Here is a 14,592-nt window from a genome sequence, read left to right as displayed (position 1 = left end):
ATCAGTTTCCGTGCGCGATCTGGCCCTTGGACCAGGCGAGGCATCCGCCCATGATTACCCTCCAGAATTCGGATCATTCACATCCACGCAAACCATCAAGGTGAGCCACCTCACCTCAGTGGATCCTTACTATAGCCCGTATCAGCTCAGGCCAGTAGGGCCGTGATCGGGCCCCGTGCGAAGTACACCAGGAAGCCCAGCGCCACCACCCACAGCAGCGGGTGGATCTTGGCGTACCGCCCGGCCGCGGCGTTCACCACCACCCAGGCGATGAACCCTGCGCCAATGCCATTGGCAATGGAGTAGGTCAGCGGCATGGTGATCAGGGTGAGGAACGCCGGCATGGCGCTGGAGAACCGCTTGAAGTTGATCTCGCGGATCTGCGCGCACATCAAGGTGCCCACCAGAACCAGTGCCGCGGCAGCCACCTCGATGGGAACCACCGAGGTCAGCGGAGTGAAGAACATCGAACCCAGGAACAGCACCCCGGTGATGACCGAAGCCAGCCCGGTGCGCGCCCCTTCCCCGATGCCGGCCGCCGAATCCACGTAGACGGTATTCGAGGAGGACGAGCCCATGCCTCCAGCCACCGCGCCCAGGCCCTCGACCACGAATGCGGCCTTCAGCCGCGGGAAGGTGCCGTCCTTGCGCGCCAGACCGGCATTCTTGGCCAGTCCGGTCATGGTGCCCATGGCGTCGAAGAAGTTCGTGAACACCAAGGTGAACACCAGCATCGTCGCCGCCAGCGCGCCGATCCGCCCGAAGGATCCGAACAGGTCGAACTCCCCGGCCAGCGACAAATCCGGCAACGAGACGATATTTCCCTGCAGCACCGGCATGTTCAGGTGCCAGCCATGCGGGTTATCCGCGCCGGCTGGCCCGATCCTGAACACCAGCTCGGCGATCATCGCCAGCACCGTGGAGATCACGATGCCGATCAGGATCGCGCCCTGCACCCCGCGGGCCACCAGCGCACCCATGATCAGCAACCCCACCACGAAGACCATGGTCGGGATCGAGACGATCGACCCGCCATCGCCCAGCTGCACCGGAGGCCCGGCGGCGGTACGGGTAACGAAGCCGGAGTCCACGAACCCGATGAAGGTGATGAACAGCCCGATGCCCACCGTAATGGCGGCCTTCAGGTCCTTGGGGATGGCCCGGAAGATCGCGGTGCGCACCCCGGTCATCCCGAACAGGACGATCAGCACGCCGTTGACCACCACCAGTCCCATGGCCTCGGGCCAGGTGACGTCCTGGATCACCGAGACGGCCAGGAAGGAGTTGATGCCCAGCCCGGCGGCCAGGCCGAAGGGCAGGTTGGCGATCAGCCCGAACAGGATGGTCATGGCCCCGGCAGTCAGCGAGGTCATGGCCCCGACCTGCGCGGCCGGAAGCCAGTTGCCGGCCACATCCACGGGTGCGGCCTCGGCGCTGAATCCGCCGAGGATCAGCGGGTTGAGGATCACGATGTAGGCCATCGTGAAGAAGGTGACGATCCCGCCGCGCAATTCCCGCGCCAGCGTGGACCCGCGTTCGGTGATGCTGAAGAACGCATCCAGGATGCCGCCCGGCCCACCCGGCCGGCGCGGCTTGCTGCCGCGCTGCGCGCCCTGGGGGCCAGCTGGCAAGCGACTTGTCGTGGTCATGGTCCTGGACCTTTAGTAGTCGGTCCGGGATTCTTGCGAATCCCATGCCTTGAACGGCAACAGGTGCTCGCCGCCTTCGGACTGGAAGCAGTTCACCGGCATCAGCGAGCGGTTGGATTTTGCTTCGAAGTAGTCGTAGAACACCGCGTCGTCGAATCCGGCGGCAGCCGCATCATGCCTGTTGGCCGCGAAGAAGACCTTGCCGATGCGGGCCCACAGCGAGGTGGCCAGGCACATTGGGCAGGGTTCGCAGCTGCTGTAGAGCACGCAGCCGCTCAAGTCGAAGGTCCCCAAGGCGGCGGCCGCGGTGCGGATGGCCACCACTTCGGCGTGCGCCGATGGATCATTGTTGGCCGTGACGCGGTTGACCCCTTCGAAGACCTGGCCGTCGGGGGCGACCACGACGGCGCCGAAAGGCCCGCCGGCGTTGTGGACATTTGTGGTGGCAATATCGATGGCCATCGAAAGATAGTCTTGGCCAGTGGTAGTAACGCTCATCGAGTGGCTCCTCATGCTTTGGACAAGAGAACCGCAGCGCGCTGCTTGGCGCTAGCTACCGGTTGCGCTTGTCACCTGAAATCGATCAGTTGCATGCCCGGTAGATAGCGACCCATCAGGTGGGTGCCCGCCATAGACAGCTACGAGATTATCAGCGGATTGTGACGCACGCAACAATTCTTTTGAAATCTCTTTTTCGCATCATGAACAAAAACTTGCCGTCTTGCCGCTCATCCCCTCTCCCACTAGCAGCGATCCGACGGGACTGGCCCCTCCCTCCAGCGCCGCGACTCCCGAAGCTGGATCCTTGCCCCGGCGCTCGGGTTTCCAACACATTACAGCCGCCTATCGGCGCACCGATCCGGCGGGTGAATTTAAGTTCCCTTCGGCGCAACAACCTGAGCACCTAGGCGAAATACCTCTTTGAGAAGCTCAGATGCATCAAGTGCTAGAGAAGGGATCGGATAACGTGAGCGCACAGCTAGAAGCATCTGACACATCGCAGGCACTGCAGGTGCAACCGGGACGCTGGGTCAGCAACTGGACCCCGGAGGATCCAGAATTCTGGAAGCGCACCGGATCTGCGGTAGCCAGCCAAAACCTCAAGTGGTCCATCTTCGCCGAGTTCCTCGGATTCAGCGTTTGGCAGCTTTTCGCCATTGTCGTGGTCTATCTTCCAGTAGCGGGATTCAGCTACAGCACCACGCAGCTGTTCTGGCTGATCTCCATCCCGAGCCTCGTCGGCGCCACCCTGCGCATCCCCTACACGTTCATGGTGGCCCGTTTCGGCGGGCGCAACTGGACGGTCATTTCCGCGCTGCTCCTGCTGATTCCGGCCGGCGGCATTTCCCTGGCCCTGGCTGATCCGTCCACGCCATTCTGGGTCATGCTCAGCCTTGCGGCGCTGACCGGCTTCGGCGGCGGAAACTTCGCTTCCTCGATGGCTAATATCACCTACTTCTACCCCGCTTCCCGCAAGGGATGGGCATTGGGCCTCAACGCCGCCGGCGGCAACCTCGGCGCGGCGGTCGCCCAGCTGCTTGTACCGGTCATTGTCACGGTCTTCGCCGCCGGGGCGTTGCAGCTTCCGCTGGCAGGCATGCTCTGGATCCCGTTGATTCTGCTCTCCGCATGGGGTGCCTGGAAATACATGCACAATCTGTCGTCGGCCCGCTCAGATATCCGCGGCGCCATTGCCTGCCTGAAGGTAAAGCACCTGTGGATCATCTCCGCCCTGTATGTGGGAACCTTCGGCTCCTTCATTGGATTCTCGGCAGTATTCCCCAAGCTGATCGTTGACACTTTCCCCGAATACGCGGCCTTGCCGTTGGGCACCGCAACCATCACCTTGGCTTTCCTTGGTCCGCTGGTCGCGTCCCTGGCCCGTCCATACGGAGGCAAGATCGCTGACAAGCTCGGCGGCGCACGCATCACCGTGGCGACTTTCGGAGCCATGGCCTTGATTACCGCTGCGCTAGTGCTCAGCCTGCCACGGGCCAACTTCTGGATGTTCCTCTTCCTGTTCTTGCTGCTCTTCACGGCAAGCGGCATCGGCAATGGCTCGACCTACCGCATGATCCCGGCAGTCTTTGCCCTGAGCGACGAGGGAAAACAGGCAAGCCAGGTGGATTCTTCGCGCAAGGCGGCCGCCGCTCTCGGTTTGATCTCGGCCATTGGCGCCTACGGCGGCTTCCTGATTCCCCAGGCCTTGGGACTGTCCTTATCCAGCACCGGCGCCTACACCACGGCGTTCATCATCTTCATCGCGGTCTACCTGCTGCTCATGGCCACCGCATGGTTCGCCTATGCACGCTCAGGCACCCGTTTCGCCCAGCACGGAGTCTAGGATGACCGACACTCATTGCCCCTATTGCGCCCTGCAGTGCGGCATCACCTTGGAACCCAACCAGCAGGATCACGGCACCGAACCGGTGAGCCTGAGGGGACGGGACTTCGAGACCAATGGCGGGGCGCTGTGCCGCAAAGGCTATAGCGCCGCCACGCTGCTCGATCACCCAGAACGCCTGCAATCACCCCTGCTCCGCCAGCCCGATGGAAGCTTTGCCCCGGTTAGCTGGGAGCATGCGCTGGATCTGGTTGCCGAAAAGGCGCTGGGCATCCGGGCCGAATCCGGAGCCGACGCACTCGCGGTCTTCGGTTCCGGTTCGCTGACCAATGAAAAGGCCTACCAGCTGGGCAAGTTCGCACGGCTGGCCCTAGGTACCTCGCGGATCGACTACAACGGACGGTTCTGCATGTCCTCGGCAGCCGCCGGCACCAACCGCGCCTTCGGCTTGGACCGGGGATTGCCTTTCCCGCTGGCTGATCTGGATTCGGCCGGGATGATCCTGATGCTCGGTTCCAATGTCGCCGATACGATGCCGCCCTTTGTCCGGCATCTGGCCGGAGCCCGTGAGAACGGCGGGCTGATCGTGGTTGATCCTCGCCGTTCAGCTACAGCCAAGCTCTGCGCCGATAATGCTGGCTGGCACCTGCAGCCGACCCCGGCCACCGACCTACCGCTGCTGCTGGGCTTGGCCCACGTGCTGGTGGCCGAGTCCCTGGCCGACACCAGCTACTTGGCCGCCCGCACTAACGGTTTCGATGCAGTGAAAGCCTCCTTGGCCAGCTGGTGGCCAGAACGCACCGCCCAGGTCACCGGCGTTCCTGCCGAGCAGATCCGGCACACCGCCCGGGCCTTGGCGCAGGCGGCCAGCGAAGCGAAGGCCGGCGGCAAGCCCGTCTACATCCTCACCGGCCGCGGCATCGAGCAGCATTCCAACGGCACCGATACTGTCACCGCCGCGATCAACCTCGCGCTGCTGCTCGGCTTGCCCGGAAACTTGGCCGGCGGCTACGGCACCATCACCGGCCAGGGCAACGGGCAGGGCGGTCGGGAACACGGGCAAAAGTGCGACCAGCTTCCCGGCTACCGCAAGATCACCGACCCGGAACACCGTGCGCAGGTAGCCCGCGTCTGGGGTGTTGACCCCGAAACCATTCCCGGTCCCGGGCTTCCCGCCGTTGAACTCCTCGACGCGCTAGGTACCCCCACCGGTCCGCGCATGCTGATGGTCCACGGGGCCAACCCGGTGATCTCCGCACCCGATGCGTCGCGCGTGATCCACGCACTGTCCAGGCTGGATTTCCTGGTGGTCTGCGACTTTTTCCTCTCGGAGACCGCAGCCCAAGCGGACCTGGTCTTGCCGGTGCTGCAATGGGCTGAAGAAGAAGGCAGCATGACCAACTTGGAGGGGCGGATCCTGCGCCGCCGCGCTGCCTTGGCGGCACCGGAACATGCGCGCGGCGAACTGTGGATCCTCGCCCAGCTCGCCCAGCGGCTGGATGCTCCCGGCCACTTCTCCCCCGATCCGCGGGAAGTTTTCGAAGAACTCAAATTGGCTTCGGCCGGTGGCCTGGCGGACTACTCGGGGGTGCGTTGGGATGACCTCGATGCCGGGGCGGCCATCTACTGGCCGTGCCCTGCAGGCACCGAAGTGAAGGCCGGGCGCGGCATCCGCAATGGAACCCCTCGGCTATTCCTTGACGGTTTTGCGCATGCGGATCGGCGTGCAGTGCTGGTGCCAGTTGCTTTCCAACCGGAACCCCGGAAGAACAACGCGGCCGTGTCCCTGGTGACCGGCCGGCTGCTGGAGCACTACCAGTCTGGCGCCCAGACGCGCCGGGTCCCCGAGCTGGCCCAGGCCGCTCCGGAACCGCTGCTGGAAATCCATCCGGCAACCGCCCTGGCCCACCAGATTGCCCAGGGGCAGAAGGTCGTGATCAGCAATGAACGCGGTGAAGTCACCGCCCGCGCGCTGCTGACCGCCGATGCCCGGCTGGACACGGTCTTCCTGCCCTTCCACTACCCGGATTCCGGTACCGCAAACCTGCTGACCGAGGCGAAGGTCGACCCGCACAGCAGGATGCCGGAATTCAAGCACGCCCATGTTTCGCTGAGCGCTGTGAAAGAGGAACAATGAACGAGCAACGCCCGCAACGCATTATCATCATTGGCTTCGGCCCCGTCGCCGCGTCCCTTGTCGAAGGGCTGCTCCCGGCAGCGGCGGCCGGCCACTGCGCCATCACCATCATCAGCGCCGAAGACCACCTGGCCTACAACCGTGTGCTGCTCGCTGAACTGGCAGCCGGAGCCGCCGAGTTCGGGCATTTGGGCATGGTGGATCCGCAACGCCTGGCCGATGCCGGAGTCGACGTGCGCTTGGGCGTGCAGGCTACCGGCATCGATCGCTCACGGCGCCGGATCCATCTGGGCGGCAACGACTATGTGTCCTACGACCGGCTTGTTTTCGCCACTGGCGCCCGAGCGGTGATCCCCACGCTCAACGGCCTGAATTTCGATCCGCACGCTGATGCTTCACTGCCAGTCGGAGTTTTCGCCCTGCGCACGGTGGATGACGCCCACCAGCTGCGCAAATCTATCGATCTTGGCCAGCGCATTTTGATTCTCGGCGGCGGTGTTCTGGGTATCGAGGCGGCCTTGGCCATTGCGCGCACCGGGGCGCAGGCGGTGCTGGTGCATCATGGTCCGGCGCCCTTGGGACGCGTCGTGGATGCGGATGGAGGGGCGCTGCTGACACGTAATCTGCGTGAAGCAGGTGTCGAGGTGATCCCCGGTGCGAAGGCCAGTGGCATTCAGAAGGATGCACAGGGTTTCACCGGCCTGATGACTTCCACCCACGGACTGATCCAGGCTGATGCCCTGCTCATTTCCACGGGTGTGAGAGCCAGAACAGAGCTGGCCTCGGGCTGCGGATTACCGGTGGGCCGCGGTATTAAGACTGATGAATTCCTTTGCGCCGATACCGAGCAGCGAATTTTCGCCCTCGGTGACTGTGCCGAAGTTGCAGGACAGCCACCGGTCGGATTGCTGGCCCCGGGCTGGGCCCAAGCCGCATGGTTGTCCCAGCAATTGTTGCGGCTGGCTGGTTCCTCTGGCTCCGAGCCGCTTGCTGCCCCGGACTTCTCTGCTTCTGATGTATTGATGCTCAAGGGACAAGGCATCGAGCTGACCGCCGCCGGCGATATCAGCGCCGGTTATTGGGACGATACCGATCTGCAGGCAACAATCTATGCGGACCCTGCGCGCGGACGCTATCTGAAGATCGTCACCCGGCAGGATACGGTCACCGGATTCCTGGCCATGGGATTGCCGCAAACCAGTGCCGAACTCGTGCTGGCCTATGAACGGGCCACCGCCTTGCCTGAAGACCGCTCCAACCTGTTGCGGCTGGATGATCCGGCAACGGATCAAATCGCTGCTATCCCCAGCGATGATGATCAGCTGTGCCGCTGTTCGGGCGCTACCTACGGCCAGGTAGCCCATGCTGTAGGCGCTGGTTGCACCACCGTCGCCGAGGTCGGCGAGAACTGCCGTGCGGGCACCGGATGCGGCGGGTGCAAAGCGAAGATCGAAGAGTTGCTGGCCAAGGCGCCTGCCCTGGCGCAATGACTCCAATGGGCGGTCGGCTCCCAGCGAGCTGGCCGCCCTTGCCTATGCCCGGCCGGAACGCCAAGACGCAGGGACGAAAGCCATGAGCTTTCGTCCCTGCGTTTGGATGATGATGCGAGTTGCCTTATTCTTGCACGCCACCGCTGGAAAATGCGATAGCCGGAGCTAATTGGTTGCAAGCGAATCCGTCTCGTCGTTCAGTTCGTACCAGCCTTGCCAGGCCGAATGCTCGACGTTCAGGCTGCGATCTGATTTGATACTCATTTGCTCTGCTCCATCCATAGCTGTCCCTCGATTTCCATGAGCCGCTGCACTGGCAGCGGCAGCGAATCGGCGTTCAGGCATTCGCCGGTATCCAGTCGGTACACTTCCTTGTGCAGCGGGCAGGCAACGGTGGCCACGCTGGTTCCTTCGACCATGGTGTCGCCCAGAATGCCGCGGGCCATGACCTTCGCGCCGCTGTTCGGGCAGTGATGCGAGGTTGCGTAGAAGGCATCTTCTTCGGTACGGAACAGGGCTAGCTGTGTGGCCTCAAGCCACAGCGCTTCTCCCCATCCACGCTCCAGCTCTGCACTGCGGCAAAGCGGAGCCAAGCTCAAAGTAGCTTCACGGGTGTCTTCTGCAATTTGCGTGCTCATGAACGTAAGCCCTTCGTGGTTGGCATCTGCTGACATACCGAGCTTAGAAGCCGCATGTTTCGCCCGATGCTTCCAGTCGTTGCCAGTCCGTAAAGCATGCCTAACAGCAAAAATGGGCACCGTGAATCCTGGATTCTCCCGTAAATCCGCTGGTTTATCCTGTCCAATTGCCTTTGCGCAACGATTGCCCATTGCGAATGATTCGAATATGTTTCAGCCGCTTCACCTGGTTTTCGTCTGATGGTGGAGAGAATTGCTCCGGCCGAAACACAAGGGTAATTGCGGCGCAAAGCATGCTTTCTACAGTGGACTCATCAGCCTGAAACTCACCGTTTCCCAGCGAAAGTCGAAATTGATCATGGGTACTCCACACAATGCACGCAACATCCTGGTTATCGGCGGCGGTCCCGCAGCCCACCGCTTCACCGAAGCCCTGGCCAGCCGCGCACCGCAGGATCTGAGCATCACGGTATTGACCGAAGAAACCCACCTTCCCTATGATCGCGTGGCGCTCTCCCAGGCGTTGACCAACCCCGGAGTCGATCTCACCCTCGGCGATCCGAAGCTCTGGGAAACCGAGCATGTCACCTTGGAAACCAACGCCAAGGCCATCGCTATCGACAGCACCAAGCGCACGGTCACCACGGAAGACGGACGCATTTTCAGCTACGACGAATTGGTGCTGGCCACCGGTTCCAACGCGGCCACGTTGCCAATCGCCGGCAACGAGCACACCTTTGTGTACCGCACGCTGGAAGATGTCTGGTCCATCGCGCAGAAGGTCAAGGAACTTTCAGCTTCCCTGGGCCGCACCCCGGTGGTAGCTACCATCGGTGGCGGGCTGCTCGGTTTGGAAGCTGCCGCGGGTGCCCAAGCGCTGGGTGCGGAGGCAGTGGTCATTGATGGCGGCAAATGGCTGATGGGCACCCAGCTGGATGAAGGCGCTGGCCAAGCCATGGGCCGGCTCATCGAGCAAACCGGATTCACCGTCCACAACGGCGTTTTCCCGCAGGAAATCCTGACCAGCCAGGAGTCCGGCAGCACGGCTGTCACCGGCGTGCTGATGGCTGATGAACGCACCATCGATGCGGATATGGTGGTCGTTTCGATCGGTGTTCGTCCCCGCGATGAACTGATCCGCAATTACAACGCGGCCCTTGACGAAGCAGGAAGCCCGGCACCCCGTTTCGGCATGGGCCCACGCGGCGGCGTGGTCATCGACGCGCATTGCGCCACCGATATCGAGCACATCTGGGCTATCGGCGAGGTCGCGAACTACGAGGGTTTCTGCATTGGCCTGGTCGCTCCGGCCAACGCCATGGCGGAAATCGTGGCCGAACAGCTGGCCGGGGGCGAAGCCGAATTCGCCGGCTTCGACACCGCCACCAAGCTCAAGCTCTCCGGTGTGGATGTGGCCAGCTTTGGCGATGGCTTCGCCCGCGCCGAGGGGGCGCTGGAAGTGGTCTATGCCGATGCCCCGCGCGGCCTGTACCAGAAGCTAGTGGTGTCCTCCGATGCCAAGACCCTGCTCGGCGGCATTTTCGTTGGAGATGCCACCCCGTACCAGTCGCTGCGTCCTTTACTCGGACGGGAGCTGCCCGGCGAACCAGGCGCGTACCTCAGCGCCTTGGGCGGCGAAGCGCCGGAGGGCGAACTGCCCGATGATGCGGTGCTGTGCTCCTGCAATTCGGTCACCGCCGGCACCATCCGCGATGCAGTCTCCGGTTGCGGCTGCTTCGAGGGCGAAGCGCCGGTGACCACCGTTTCCGGGCTGAAGGGGTGCACCCGTGCCGGCACCCAGTGCGGGTCATGCGTGCCGATGCTCAAGAAGCTCATGGAAGCGCAGATGCTCAAGGACGGCGCGGAAGTTTCCACCGCCCTGTGCGAGCATATTTCCTTCTCCCGTCCGGAGCTCTACGAAGCCATCCGCGTGGCCGGGTTGCAGGCCTTCGGCGAGGTGATGGAACGCTTCGGCACCGGCCAGGGCTGCGATATCTGCAAGCCGGTGATCGCCAATATCCTCTCCTCGCAGACCAGCGCCCACCCGATGGATGCAGGTCTTGCCGGCGCCCAGGACACCAACGACCGCGTGCTGGCCAATATGCAGAAGGACGGCACCTACTCGGTGGTGCCGCGCATCCCGGGCGGGGAGATCACCCCCGAGAAGCTCGGCGTGATTTCCGCGGTGGCGCAGAAATACGGCCTGTACACCAAGCTCACCGGCGGCCTGCGCATCGACATGTTCGGCGCCCGCTTGGAGCAGCTGCCCGAGATCTGGCGCGAGCTGGTGGACGCCGGCTTCGAATCGGGCCAGGCCTACGGCAAGTCGCTGCGCAATGTGAAGACCTGCGTCGGTTCATCCTGGTGCCGATACGGCATGCTCGATTCCACCGCGCTGGGCATCGAAATGGAGCTGCGCTACCGGGGCCTGCGGGCACCGCACAAGCTGAAGATGGGCGTTTCGGGCTGTGCCCGCGAGTGCGCCGAAGCCCGGGCCAAGGACATCGGCGTGATCGCCACCACCGATGGCTGGAACCTGTATGTGGGCGGCAACGGCGGCGCCAACCCGGCCCATGCCCAACTGCTGGCCGGCGGGCTGGATGATCAAACGCTGTTCAAGTACATCGACCGCTACCTGATGTACTACATCCGCACCGCTGACAAGCTGCAGCGCACCGCGCATTGGCTGCAGGACCTGGATGGCGGATTGGAACGGGCCAAGCAGGTGGTGATCGAGGATTCGCTGGGCCTGGCCGACGAGTTGGAAGCGGCCATGGAAACCCACGTGGCCAACTACGAGGACGAGTGGGCCGCCACCTTGGCCGACCCGGTGAAGCTCAAGCGCTTCCGTTCCTTCGTGAACACCGCCGCACCGGATACCGAGCTGGAATATGTTTCCGAGCGCGGACAGCAGCGCCCCGCCGAGCCGGTGGCACTAGGTGCCAGCATCCCGGTCGGGGCGCCGCAAGGCTAGGAACGGCATCCCACCCGTGCTGCTACCAGCGCGGGTGGATCTGTTCGCGCAGCTTGGCGTCGTAGAGGTCGCGGACCGAGGTGTTGAAGCCCTCGGAGATCTGCAGCGAGCCGGCAGCCGCGTTGGCGCGGGCCTGCTGCGCATTGCGGGCTCCGGGGATGATGGTGCTCACCCCGTCCTGGGCGGCCAGCCAAGCCAAAGCCACCTGGGCACTGGTGGCTTCGGGCGCCTCGGCGGCAGCTAGCTTGGCGAACTCGCCAGCGGCTTGAAGACCGGTGGCGTAGTCCACGCCGGAGAAGGTCTCCCCGACGTCGAAGGAGGAGCCATCGCGGTTGAAGTTGCGGTGGTCGTCCTTGGCGAACTCGGTCTGCAGGGTGTAGCGGTTGGTCAGCAATCCGCTGGCCAGCGGCACCCGGGCGATGATCCCCACCCCTGCCTCGCGGGCTGCCGGAAGCACGGTTTCCAGCGGCTTGTGGCGGAAGGCGTTGATGATGATCTGCACGGTGGCGATGTTCGGGCGGGCAATAGCCGCCAGCGCCTCGTCCACGGTTTCCACCGAAACGCCGTAGTTGGCCATCCGGCCTTCATCCACCATGGTGTCCAGCGCATCATAGATCGCATCGGTGGAGTACACAGGGGTTGGCGGGCAGTGCAGTTGGACCAGGTCCAGGGTGTCCACGCCCAGGTTCTTGCGGGAGCGGTCATTCCACGCGCGGAAGGCATCCAGGTTGTAGTTCTCCGGCAGCTGCTCGACACGGCGGCCCATTTTGGTGGCCACGGTGACCCCGGCGTCCGGGTTGGCCTTCAGCCAAGTGCCGATCAGCTGCTCGCTGCGGCCATCGCCGTAGACATCGGCGGTGTCGAAGAAGCTCACGCCGGCTTCATAGGCGGCATCGAGTACGGCTAGCGCGTCGGTCTCGTCTACCGAGCCCCAGTCAGCGCCTAGCTGCCAGGTGCCCAGGCCAATGGCCGACACGTTGCGGTGGGTACGTCCAAGTTCTCGTTTTTGCATGCCTCCGAGTCTAGTGCCCGAAGTGCCTATTTCCGGTCGATAGCAGATCATATTTCTGTGTTGCGGTGTCTGAATTTGTTCTCAATTATCTAAACGATAGAATATAAATTACCGTCACACCATCGAGGAGATCATGTTCCCCACTATTCTTGCGGTCATTTGCGCCGTCGTAGGATTGCTCGTCATGCTTGCCAGCAAATCCATGAAGCCAGAAAACAAGAACCGCTCTTCCACGCGCTTCACCGGAATCAGCATCTTCATCGTCTCGCTGATTGTGCTGGCCATCATGTCCACCACCATCGTTCAGCCACGCACTGTAGGCGTGAAGGTCGCGCTGGGCAAGCCGACCTCCGTGGTGAGCAACGGCTTCCACCTGAAGTGGCCATGGGAAAAGGTCGAGAAGCTGGATGGCTCGGTGCAGAACGACGTCTACTCCGCCAGCAGCGCCATCCCGGTTCGCCTGGGCAACAACGGCCGAGCCGACGTTGACGCCTCGATCCAGTGGCAGCTGAAGACCGACGATGCGATGGACGTGTTCCTGGATTACCGCACCTTCGAGGGCATCCAGTCCAACCTCGTCGACCGCAACTTCCGCGCCGCTTTGAACGAGGTCATGGCCACCTATGATCCGCTGGAATACGGCGAACCGGCCAGCGGCGGCCAGGACCTGGAAGGCCTGGCGAAGTCCGTCCAGGAAAAGATGCAGGCCAAGGTCAAGACCCAGATCGAGATCCGCTCGGTTACCTTGCCGATCATCAACTTCGACGAGCCGACGCAGAACCGCATCAACGAGCTGCAGGCGGAAACCGCCAAGACCCGCGTGGCCCAGCAGCGCAAGCAGACCAGCCAGGCTGAAGCCGAAGCCAATAAGATCCTGGAACGCTCGCTGACTCCGGAAACCTTGACGTCCAAGTGCCTGGATATCGTCGCCGAATCCGGCCAGAGCCCTATCGGCTGCTTCCCGAATTCAGGGGTCCAGCCCATTACGATGACTGGCGACAAAGACAGCAAATAGCCCCCTTTGATCATCGCCCCCGTCCACAGGACAGGGGCGATGATTAGCTTAATTTTGGACCTGCACCAATGAACTACGTTGCGCTGGTGTTTAGGGGGTGACTCGTGGGGAAAAGTTTTATGGATCGCTACTTGCTAATGAGATGAGCGGGTCAAGTTTCTGAAACAGAGTCGTTGATGATCCCTCAATACTTTCAAGCCGCGAACCTGTCGGCGATGTCTGAGGCGTTTTCCACTGGCTGTTCAGCCGAGTCGTCTTAGAAGGTCTTGTCGTGTTTTTCCGAGTCTCTTTCTATCAATTGGTTGGAAGTCCTACACAGTTCATCTGGCTGGCTTCGCGCGAGTGCAGGCATGGTTCAGATCCATCTCGCGTGAAAGTGCTGAAAGGGATCATCGAGACTGCTCTCTACAAGAACTCAGTATTTGATCTGGAGGAAGACCTGCTCTCCGCAAGCCGGAGCAGGTGGCAGCCGATGAGGTCAATGAATTTGAGCACGCCCCAGTGCCAAGTTTCTACGACACCGAAAATCGGCGTGACTCCTATGTGTTCGCGTCTGAAACTGAACGGTCAATAACCGTGCGGGCGCGCTTCGAATTTGACTACACAAATTCTGCACTGATCTAGTCGGGTTCCATTAGGAGCAACAGAACCCCTAACCGTATTGGCCAGGGGGATTCTGTTGTTCTCAACCACGTGATAGCTCAAGAAACTTTGGTCACACAGCGGTCACTCGCAGCTTTGAGCTCGCCACTCGTAGCGGATATTTCCGACAACAGAAAAGCTTTTCGATGATTTCAAATCTGTCTTATAAATAACCCGAAGCTGTGAAACTTCAGCGTTTTCCACACCATTCTTCACGGCACCTTCGAGACCTACCTGCACATTTTCCCCGGCAGGGACTTCGATGGGACTATCTAAAGGTGCTAATCTCTTAGCGATTTCTTTGAATTCTGCCTCTTTGAGGCTCTCATTAGTCCACGCCATCTAGCTAGTCTCACCTTCGGGTAGCAGTGCTGCCACGGATCGCTTTGACTCCCAGCCCGTAGCCTCTAGAGCTTGCACGTCAGTGATCCATAGCGGATCCTCTGAAGTGCTGGATGCTACATCGCCGACAAAGTTCTGCTCGTGAAATACTCCGCACAAAGTGTTTTCGACGTCGCCTTCAGGAGCGCCTAGGGCCAATGCCCCAGTCTGCGTGGCTTGAACCCCGCCGCAAGCGGAAAGGGCACAAATAGTTGCTAAAGCAAGACAACCTGAATAGATCTTACGTATCATCATTTGAGCTAATGCTACCGGGATTCTGCCCCGGCCAATCGCGATGACCGCACGCGAT

Annotated in this window: 10 protein-coding genes; 5 read left to right on the top strand and 5 right to left on the bottom strand. The window is 62.0% G+C overall.

Features of this window, described 5'->3' with window-relative positions; genetic code table 11:
* Window positions 1–146: 146 nt before the first annotated feature.
* Window positions 147–1,649 (bottom strand): NCS2 family permease, encoded by a 1,503-nt coding sequence (locus tag ACIOTN_RS07890; RefSeq protein ID WP_402735085.1) that lies wholly within the window; start codon window positions 1,647–1,649, stop codon window positions 147–149.
* Between the two features lie 12 nt (window positions 1,650–1,661).
* A complete protein-coding gene (locus ACIOTN_RS07885; protein WP_105656196.1) occupies window positions 1,662–2,147 on the bottom strand; it encodes a nucleoside deaminase in 486 nt (161 codons plus the stop codon).
* Window positions 2,148–2,583: 436 nt separating this feature from the next.
* Here ACIOTN_RS07885 and ACIOTN_RS07880 point away from each other — a divergent pair, with 436 nt between their 5' ends.
* Genes ACIOTN_RS07880 through ACIOTN_RS07870 form a run of 3 tightly spaced genes read left to right on the top strand, consistent with a single transcriptional unit; the run spans window position 2,584 to window position 7,620 of the window.
* Window positions 2,584–3,993: an MFS transporter gene (locus ACIOTN_RS07880; RefSeq protein WP_105656195.1), complete on the top strand. Its 1,410-nt coding sequence runs from the start codon at window positions 2,584–2,586 to the stop codon at window positions 3,991–3,993.
* Between the two features lies 1 nt (window position 3,994).
* Window positions 3,995–6,130 (top strand): molybdopterin oxidoreductase family protein, encoded by a 2,136-nt coding sequence (locus tag ACIOTN_RS07875; RefSeq protein ID WP_402735084.1) that lies wholly within the window; start codon window positions 3,995–3,997, stop codon window positions 6,128–6,130.
* Window positions 6,127–7,620 (top strand): FAD-dependent oxidoreductase, encoded by a 1,494-nt coding sequence (locus tag ACIOTN_RS07870; protein WP_402735083.1) that lies wholly within the window; start codon window positions 6,127–6,129, stop codon window positions 7,618–7,620. Before ACIOTN_RS07875 ends, ACIOTN_RS07870 begins: the two co-directional genes overlap by 4 nt.
* Window positions 7,621–7,880: 260 nt before the next feature.
* Here ACIOTN_RS07870 and nirD read toward each other — a convergent pair whose 3' ends face one another.
* A complete protein-coding gene (gene nirD / locus ACIOTN_RS07865; RefSeq protein ID WP_105662151.1) occupies window positions 7,881–8,258 on the bottom strand; it encodes a nitrite reductase small subunit NirD in 378 nt (125 codons plus the stop codon).
* 358 nt (window positions 8,259–8,616) lie between these two features.
* On the opposite strand from nirD, the gene nirB reads away from it, so the two are divergent.
* The gene (gene nirB, locus ACIOTN_RS07860) at window positions 8,617–11,232 is read left to right on the top strand and encodes a nitrite reductase large subunit NirB (RefSeq protein ID WP_402735082.1); all 2,616 of its coding nucleotides are present in this window, start codon (window positions 8,617–8,619) and stop codon (window positions 11,230–11,232) included.
* Between the two features lie 22 nt (window positions 11,233–11,254).
* Here the strand turns inward: nirB and ACIOTN_RS07855 are convergent, their stop codons facing one another.
* On the bottom strand, window positions 11,255–12,244 hold the full coding sequence (locus ACIOTN_RS07855; protein WP_402735081.1) for an aldo/keto reductase: 990 nt from the start codon (window positions 12,242–12,244) through the stop codon (window positions 11,255–11,257).
* 133 nt (window positions 12,245–12,377) lie between these two features.
* Here ACIOTN_RS07855 and ACIOTN_RS07850 point away from each other — a divergent pair, with 133 nt between their 5' ends.
* A complete protein-coding gene (locus tag ACIOTN_RS07850) occupies window positions 12,378–13,259 on the top strand; it encodes an SPFH domain-containing protein (protein WP_105662040.1) in 882 nt (293 codons plus the stop codon).
* 726 nt (window positions 13,260–13,985) lie between these two features.
* On the opposite strand, the gene ACIOTN_RS07845 is transcribed toward ACIOTN_RS07850, so the two are convergent.
* Window positions 13,986–14,243 (bottom strand): hypothetical protein, encoded by a 258-nt coding sequence (locus tag ACIOTN_RS07845; RefSeq protein WP_402735080.1) that lies wholly within the window; start codon window positions 14,241–14,243, stop codon window positions 13,986–13,988.
* Window positions 14,244–14,592: the final 349 nt, after the last annotated feature.

The sequence above is a fragment of the Glutamicibacter sp. NPDC087661 genome, assembly GCF_044743275.1.
In the GTDB taxonomy this organism is placed as follows: Bacteria; Actinomycetota; Actinomycetes; order Actinomycetales; family Micrococcaceae; genus Glutamicibacter.
This window is presented reverse-complemented; position numbering and strand designations above follow the sequence as displayed.

Coding starts and splice junctions, on each gene's coding strand:
- ACIOTN_RS07855 (WP_402735081.1), bottom strand. CDS start 12,244: ATGCAAAAACGAGAACTTGGACGTACCCACCGCAACGTGTCGGCCATT.
- ACIOTN_RS07885 (WP_105656196.1), bottom strand. CDS start 2,147: ATGAGCGTTACTACCACTGGCCAAGACTATCTTTCGATGGCCATCGAT.
- ACIOTN_RS07845 (WP_402735080.1), bottom strand. CDS start 14,243: ATGGCGTGGACTAATGAGAGCCTCAAAGAGGCAGAATTCAAAGAAATC.
- nirD (WP_105662151.1), bottom strand. CDS start 8,258: ATGAGCACGCAAATTGCAGAAGACACCCGTGAAGCTACTTTGAGCTTG.
- ACIOTN_RS07870 (WP_402735083.1), top strand. CDS start 6,127: ATGAACGAGCAACGCCCGCAACGCATTATCATCATTGGCTTCGGCCCC.
- nirB (WP_402735082.1), top strand. CDS start 8,617: ATGGGTACTCCACACAATGCACGCAACATCCTGGTTATCGGCGGCGGT.
- ACIOTN_RS07875 (WP_402735084.1), top strand. CDS start 3,995: ATGACCGACACTCATTGCCCCTATTGCGCCCTGCAGTGCGGCATCACC.
- ACIOTN_RS07880 (WP_105656195.1), top strand. CDS start 2,584: ATGCATCAAGTGCTAGAGAAGGGATCGGATAACGTGAGCGCACAGCTA.
- ACIOTN_RS07890 (WP_402735085.1), bottom strand. CDS start 1,649: ATGACCACGACAAGTCGCTTGCCAGCTGGCCCCCAGGGCGCGCAGCGC.
- ACIOTN_RS07850 (WP_105662040.1), top strand. CDS start 12,378: ATGTTCCCCACTATTCTTGCGGTCATTTGCGCCGTCGTAGGATTGCTC.